Source organism: Streptomyces sp. NPDC037271, from assembly GCF_055603605.1.
The window spans coordinates 103,345-109,344 of sequence record NZ_JBVJVN010000028.1; the positions used below are offsets into that span (position 1 = coordinate 103,345).

General features: G+C 74.4%; 5 protein-coding genes. 2 read left to right on the plus strand and 3 right to left on the minus strand.

The window, feature by feature from the left end; translation table 11 throughout:
• Position 1 precedes the first annotated feature (1 nt).
• Together ACZ7G3_RS31755 and ACZ7G3_RS31760 are read right to left on the minus strand one after the other, a co-directional pair.
• Positions 2-823 carry a class I SAM-dependent methyltransferase gene (locus ACZ7G3_RS31755; RefSeq protein ID WP_470929773.1) on the minus strand — a complete coding sequence of 274 codons (822 nt, stop codon included), beginning with the start codon at positions 821-823 and terminating at the stop codon, positions 2-4.
• An 89-nt stretch (positions 824-912) separates the two neighbouring features.
• Positions 913-2,418: a phosphatase PAP2 family protein gene (locus tag ACZ7G3_RS31760; protein ID WP_470929775.1), complete on the minus strand. Its 1,506-nt coding sequence runs from the start codon at positions 2,416-2,418 to the stop codon at positions 913-915.
• 124 nt (positions 2,419-2,542) lie between these two features.
• Here ACZ7G3_RS31760 and ACZ7G3_RS31765 point away from each other — a divergent pair, with 124 nt between their 5' ends.
• Complete coding sequence (locus ACZ7G3_RS31765) at positions 2,543-4,162, plus strand: ABC-F family ATP-binding cassette domain-containing protein (protein ID WP_470929777.1); 1,620 nt, start codon at positions 2,543-2,545, stop codon at positions 4,160-4,162.
• A 38-nt stretch (positions 4,163-4,200) separates the two neighbouring features.
• Here the strand turns inward: ACZ7G3_RS31765 and ACZ7G3_RS31770 are convergent, their stop codons facing one another.
• Complete coding sequence (locus tag ACZ7G3_RS31770) at positions 4,201-5,322, minus strand: baeRF2 domain-containing protein (protein WP_470929779.1); 1,122 nt, start codon at positions 5,320-5,322, stop codon at positions 4,201-4,203.
• A 60-nt stretch (positions 5,323-5,382) separates the two neighbouring features.
• Between ACZ7G3_RS31770 and ACZ7G3_RS31775 the strand changes: the two genes are divergently transcribed.
• Positions 5,383-5,664 (plus strand): DUF6158 family protein, encoded by a 282-nt coding sequence (locus ACZ7G3_RS31775; protein ID WP_470929781.1) that lies wholly within the window; start codon positions 5,383-5,385, stop codon positions 5,662-5,664.
• Positions 5,665-6,000 lie beyond the last annotated feature (336 nt).

The window sequence follows — 6,000 nt, forward strand, 5'->3', positions numbered from 1 at the left end:
GTCAGGCTTCCTTTCGGCACAGAATTTCCCCGTGCAGGACGCTGAACCAGCCCTCCGGCCGCTCTCCCCACTCCCGCCAGGCCGCCGAGACGGCCCGCAGCTGCTCGGCCGTCGCATGGCCGCCCTCGGTGGCCAGTCCGGCGTACGCCGACGCCACGGTGCGGTCCGCCCACAGACCGCTCCACCACTCCCGCTCCCGCGGTGCGGCGAAGGTCCAGGTGGCGGAGGTCGCTGTGATGTCCGTGAACCCCGCCTCGAGCGCCCAGGCCTTCAGTCGGCGTCCGGCGTCCGGCTCGCCGCCGTTGGCCCGGGCCACCCGGCGGTACAGGTCCAGCCAGTCGTCCATGCCCGGGGACGCGGGGTACCAGGTCATGGCGCCGTAGTCCGAGTCACGGACGGCGATGATCCCGTCGGGCCTCGCGACCCGCCTCATCTCGCGCAGGGCCCGCACCGGGTCACCCACGTGCTGAAGCACCTGGTGGGCGTGGACGACGCAGAACGTGTCGTCCGGGAAGTCCAGTGCGTGCACGTCCGCCACCGCGAAGGCGGTGTTGACGAGCCCGCGGTCGGCCGCCGTGGCCCGGGCCCGTTCGACGATCTCCGGCGCCAGGTCCACGCCGGTGACGTGTCCGTCCGGGACCAGTTCCGCCAGGTCCGCGGTGATGGTGCCCGGACCGCAGCCGATGTCCAGGATCCGCATGTGGGGCTCGAGCGAGCCGAGCAGGTAGGCGGCCGAGTTGGCGGCGGTGCGCCAGGTGTGCGAGCGGAGCACGGACTCGTGGTGCCCGTGCGTGTAGACGGCGGTCTCCCGCGGTTCCGGCATGGTGGGTCCCCTCTACCGACGATGCGGTCACCGTACGCGCACCGGCCGAATGATGAGACCCGTGTGTCAGTATACGGACTGACGCGATGTCAGGAGAGCAGTCCGGTACCGGGCAGCGGACGGTAGACCGTGAGCGCCTCCGGCAGCTTCTCCAGTGCCAGATCGCCCTCCGTCTCGGTCAGTTCGCCGTCGTACGCCATCAGCGTCCCCGGCGCGACCCCGTTCAGGCGCAGCCGGTGCACCTGCACCGCCGCGTGCGCGGGGGAGCGGGTCAGCGGGCCCGCGAGGGCCGCGGACAGCAGCCGCAGGGCCGGCCGGCGACCACCGTGCACCACCCGCACGTCGAGCTGCCCGTCCGCCAGGTCGAGGCGGCGGCCGGAGGCGAGGCCCCGGCGGTGGTACGTGCCGTTGCCGGCGAACAGCATCCACAGCGGGCGTCGGCGGCCCCGTACCTCCGCCTCCAGCGGGTGCCGGTCGGCGCGCAGCACCCGTACGGCCGCGAGCACCCCGGCCGGCCAGCCGCCGATCCGGGGCGACCAGTGCTCCCGCTCGTTGACCAGCTCCGGGTACACCCCGAGGCTGAAGGTGTTCAGGAAGATGCCGTGCCGTCCGCCGGAGGCGAACCGGCCGACGTCCACGCGTACCCCCTCGCCCCGCTCCAGCGCCCGGCACAGATCCCGTACGTCCTCCACCCCGAGGTCGTAGGCGAAGTGGTTGAGCGTGCCGCCGGGCAGCACGGCCAGCGGCAGCCCGTGGCGCAGGGCGGTCTCGGCGGCGGCGTTCACGGTGCCGTCGCCGCCGCACGCGCCGAGCACCCGGGCGTGGTCCGCCGCCTTCTCCAGCTCCGCGCGGATGTCGCCCGGTTCGCACTCCACCACCTCCGCGTCGGGCAGCGCGTCGCACAGCGCCCGCACCCGGTCCGAGGTGCCCGAGCCGATGTTGGCCACCATCACGAGACCCTCACCGCCGGGCAGCGCCGGCACGTCGGCACGCGGCCGGGCCGGCGGGGTGAGCTGGGCGCGCGTCGGGACCATGCCCCGTACGGCGAACGCGGCCCCCGCCCCGAGGGCCGCACCCGCCAGCACGTCACTCGGGAAGTGGACGCCGGTGTAGACGCGGGAGAGGACGACCGCGGCGGCCACCGGGGCGACCGCCGCGCCCCACGCCGGGGACTCCAGCGCGACACCGGTCGCGAACGCGGCGGCCGACGCGGCGTGCCCGGACGGGAAGGACGTCGTGATCGGCTGCCGCTTCAGTTGCCGCACCAGTGGGACCGGGTCCAGCACGGGACGGGGGCGGCGGACCGAGCGCTTGCCGAGCGTGTTGATCGCCAGCGAGGCCAGGCTCAGCGAGGCGAGGCCCCGGGCGGCGGCGCGGCGGGCCCTCGGGGTGCGGGTCGCGGCCAGCGCGGCGCCCGCCGCGAACCACAGCACACCATGGTTGGCGCTGCGGCTCAGGCGGGGCAGCAGGGGGTCGGCGCCGGGCCAGGTACGGGCGGCGACGGCCTCGAACAGGCGCTGGTCCAGCCGCAGCAGGCGGTTGCGGACCGGATGCGGACCGGGCGTCGGGGCGGTGAGGTCTACGTCGGGGCTCATGGCTCCCGCCTACCCTGCGGACGGCGTTTCCTGCGGGTGGCGCGCCCCACGTGCCGCCGCCCCGGGCCGCGGCGGCGGAAATGGGTTTGCCCGGGACGTGCCCGGAGCCGGAGAATCCGGCCCCATGGGACATCTCGAAGCAGCGCACCTGGAGTACTACCTCCCCGACGGGAGGGCGCTGCTCGGCGACGTCTCCTTCCGGGTGGGGGAGGGGGCCGTCGTGGCCCTCGTCGGACCCAACGGGGCGGGCAAGACCACCCTGCTGCGCCTGCTGTCCGGGGAGCTCAAACCGCACGGCGGGACCGTCGCCGTCGGCGGCGGCCTCGGAGTGATGCGCCAGTTCGTGGGCTCCGTCCGGGACGAGACGACCGTCCGTGACCTGCTGGTGTCCGTGGCGTCGCCCCGCATCCGCGAGGCCGCGCGCGCCGTCGACGCCGCCGAGCACGGGATCCTGACCGTCGACGACGAGGCCGCCCAGATGCGCTACGCGCAGGCGCTCGCCGACTGGGCCGAGGCGCAGGGGTACGAGGCCGAGACCCTGTGGGACATCTGCACCACGGCCGCGCTCGGGGTGCCGTACGACAAGGCCCAGTGGCGGCAGGTGAGCACGCTGTCCGGCGGTGAGCAGAAGCGGCTGGTGCTGGAGGCGCTGCTGCGCGGCACCGACGAGGTGCTGCTGCTCGACGAGCCGGACAACTACCTCGACGTGCCCGGCAAGCGCTGGCTGGAGGAGCGGCTGAAGGAGACCCGCAAGACGGTGCTCTTCGTCTCCCACGACCGTGAACTGCTGGCCCGCGCCGCCGAGAAGATCGTCTCCCTGGAACCCGGCCCCGCGGGCGCCGACGCCTGGGTGCACGGCGGCGGCTTCGCCACCTTCCACGAGGCCCGGCGCGAGCGCTTCGCCCGCTTCGAGGAACTGCGCCGCCGCTGGGACGAGAAGCACGCGCAGCTGAAGAAACTGGTACTGACACTGCGTCAGGCCGCCGCGATCAGTCACGACATGGCCTCCCGTTACGCCGCCGCCCAGACCCGGCTGCGCAAGTTCGAGGAGGCCGGACCGCCGCCCGAGCCGCCGCGCGAGCAGGACATCAGGATGCGCCTGAAGGGCGGCCGTACCGGCGTCCGCGCCGTCACCTGCGAACAGCTGGAACTCACCGGTCTGATGAAACCCTTCGACCTGGAGGTCTTCTACGGCGAACGGGTCGCCGTCCTCGGCTCCAACGGCTCCGGCAAGTCGCACTTCCTGCGACTGCTCGCCGGCGGCGACGTGGCCCACACCGGGAACTGGAAGCTCGGCGCGCGCGTGGTCCCCGGGCACTTCGCACAGACCCACGCCCACCCCGAACTGCTGGGCCAAAAGCTCCTGGACATCCTGTGGACCGAGCACGCCCAGGACCGGGGCGCCGCCATGTCGAGGCTGCGCCGCTACGAGCTGACCCAGCAGGCCGAGCAGACCTTCGACCGGCTCTCCGGCGGCCAGCAGGCCCGCTTCCAGATCCTCCTGCTGGAACTCCAGGGCGTCACCGCCCTGCTGCTCGACGAGCCGACCGACAACCTCGACCTGGAATCGGCCGAAGCCCTCCAGGAAGGCCTGGAGGGCTTCGAGGGCACGGTCCTCGCGGTCACCCACGACCGCTGGTTCGCCCGATCCTTCGACCGGTACCTCGTCTTCGGCAGCGACGGACGCGTCCGCGAGACGCCGGAGCCGGTCTGGGACGAACGGCGGGTGGAGCGGGCCCGCTGACGCGGGCGGTCACGGGCGGTCGCGGGCGGCCGCGGAAGTCACTTCCAGCGCAGCAGCGCCCCCAGACCGCCCACCGGTGCCTTGTCCGCGGCCTCGGACGGCAGGGCCGCCGTCACGGAGATCGCCGGGGCGCCGGTCATCACCGCCGAGCGCAGCAGGGCGTCGTCCGCGCGGGCCGACCAGGAGTTCTGCTCGCCGAGCGTCTTCAGCTCCGTACGGCGCACCGCCAACTGGTCGGCGTCCTCGCCGATCCACACCTCGCGGTGGGTGTCGGGGCCGTCCGGGATGATCAGCAGCTCGTCGATGCGGTGCTCCCGGGCGGCCTCGACCAGCGCGGGCACCCCCTCCGCGGCACCGGCCCGGCCCTGGCCGTCCGGTGACCGGGCCGCCAGGAAGCGGTCCAGGTCCTCCCGGGCGCGCGAGCGTACGTGGTCTTCGCGCAGCCGCTCCACCTCGTCGTCCAGGAGCCTGCTGCCGGCACCGCGCGAGGCCTCGGCGATCCGCTCCTGCAGCCGCTTCGGCAGCCGCTCGTGCACGGACCGCCGCTCCCGGTCGTCCCCCACCAGGATCAGCAGGTCGGCGCCGGTCTCCTCCTGGCACACGGCGAGCGCGTCCGCGATCTCCGCCGCGTTGTGCTCCCAGGTGTTCTCCACCCGCAGCTGGAAGTGGCGCTCCGACCAGTCGACGCTGCTGGTGCGGTGCACCGGCCACTGCCGGCCGGTCACGCCGCCCGCGTCCGAGCTGCCCAGCGCGCTGCGCAGTTCGAAGTCGGCGCCCTTGCGGTCGATGTAGGCCACCACGCACACCGGGTCCTCGCCGGCCAGCTCCAGCAGCGGTGCGACGTGCGGCAGCGGCGCCCAGTCGGCGGTGGTCCCGCCGTACGGGGGCCGGGCCAGCGGCGGATCGAGGACCACCCGCCCGGCACACGCGAACAGGGCCCGCCCGTGCGGGTCGGTGGCGTGGCGCAGCCCCTCCACCGCCTCCTGCACGGCCCGGCAGGTCGCGTCGTCCGCGCCCTGCTCCGCGAGCTCCCGGGCCACCGCGGCGGCCGTCAGCTCACGTTCGTGGGCGGTGTCCTCCGCGTTCCGGGAGAGATCGACGTATACGGAGGCCCAGGGCCCCTGATGTTCGTAGAGGGGGTGCAGAAACGCGAGATCCATGGCTCCCTCCCGGGTGCCGCTCGGGGGTGGTGTTGCTTCCGGGGCGGGTACCCGGACCGCATGAACGAACACGACACGCGGGACGACACCATGACCGGAGTGGACCCGGGCCGCCTGGACGACCAACAGCTCATGAAGGAGCTGGAGACCATCCACCGCACACGTCACGACACCCTGCTGTACGGGTCGAACGACGCGCTGCGGTCCCACAACGACCGCATGGCCCAGTTGGAGGGCGAGTGGCTGCGCCGAAACCCCCGGCGCCCGGTCGCCGCGGGCCGCACCCGCGAGGGCGCCCGGGAACGGGGCTGCGGGGAGGCCACCACCCCGGCGGCTGAGTAGGCGGCTGAGTACCGGCCGTACCGCCGCCCGGCTGGCGCGAGGGCCGTCCGGCCCCGGCGGGCGCGAGGCCCGGCCGCTCGGACGTCGGCGGGCGCCTCGGACGTCGGCGGGCACGAGGCCTGGCAATCAGCCCGACACGAGGCCTGGCAATCAGCCCGGGCGGGCAAGTGACTCGGCCCTGAGCCTCACGCTGAGACTCGGCGGCCCTCGAACCCCGGGCAGCAGCGGACCCGGGGGGGGGGGGGGGGGGGGGGGGGGAGGGGGGGGGGGGGGGGGGGGGGGGGGGTGTGCGGGGGTGGGGGGGGGGGCGCTGGTTCCTCCTGGGGCTGCGTTCTT

Excerpts from the sequence above, each read along its gene's own strand:
- ACZ7G3_RS31755 (WP_470929773.1), bottom strand. The coding sequence starts at position 823 with ATGCCGGAACCGCGGGAGACCGCCGTCTACACGCACGGGCACCACGAG.
- ACZ7G3_RS31775 (WP_470929781.1), top strand. The coding sequence starts at position 5,383 with ATGAACGAACACGACACGCGGGACGACACCATGACCGGAGTGGACCCG.
- ACZ7G3_RS31760 (WP_470929775.1), bottom strand. The coding sequence starts at position 2,418 with ATGAGCCCCGACGTAGACCTCACCGCCCCGACGCCCGGTCCGCATCCG.
- ACZ7G3_RS31765 (WP_470929777.1), top strand. The coding sequence starts at position 2,543 with ATGGGACATCTCGAAGCAGCGCACCTGGAGTACTACCTCCCCGACGGG.
- ACZ7G3_RS31770 (WP_470929779.1), bottom strand. The coding sequence starts at position 5,322 with ATGGATCTCGCGTTTCTGCACCCCCTCTACGAACATCAGGGGCCCTGG.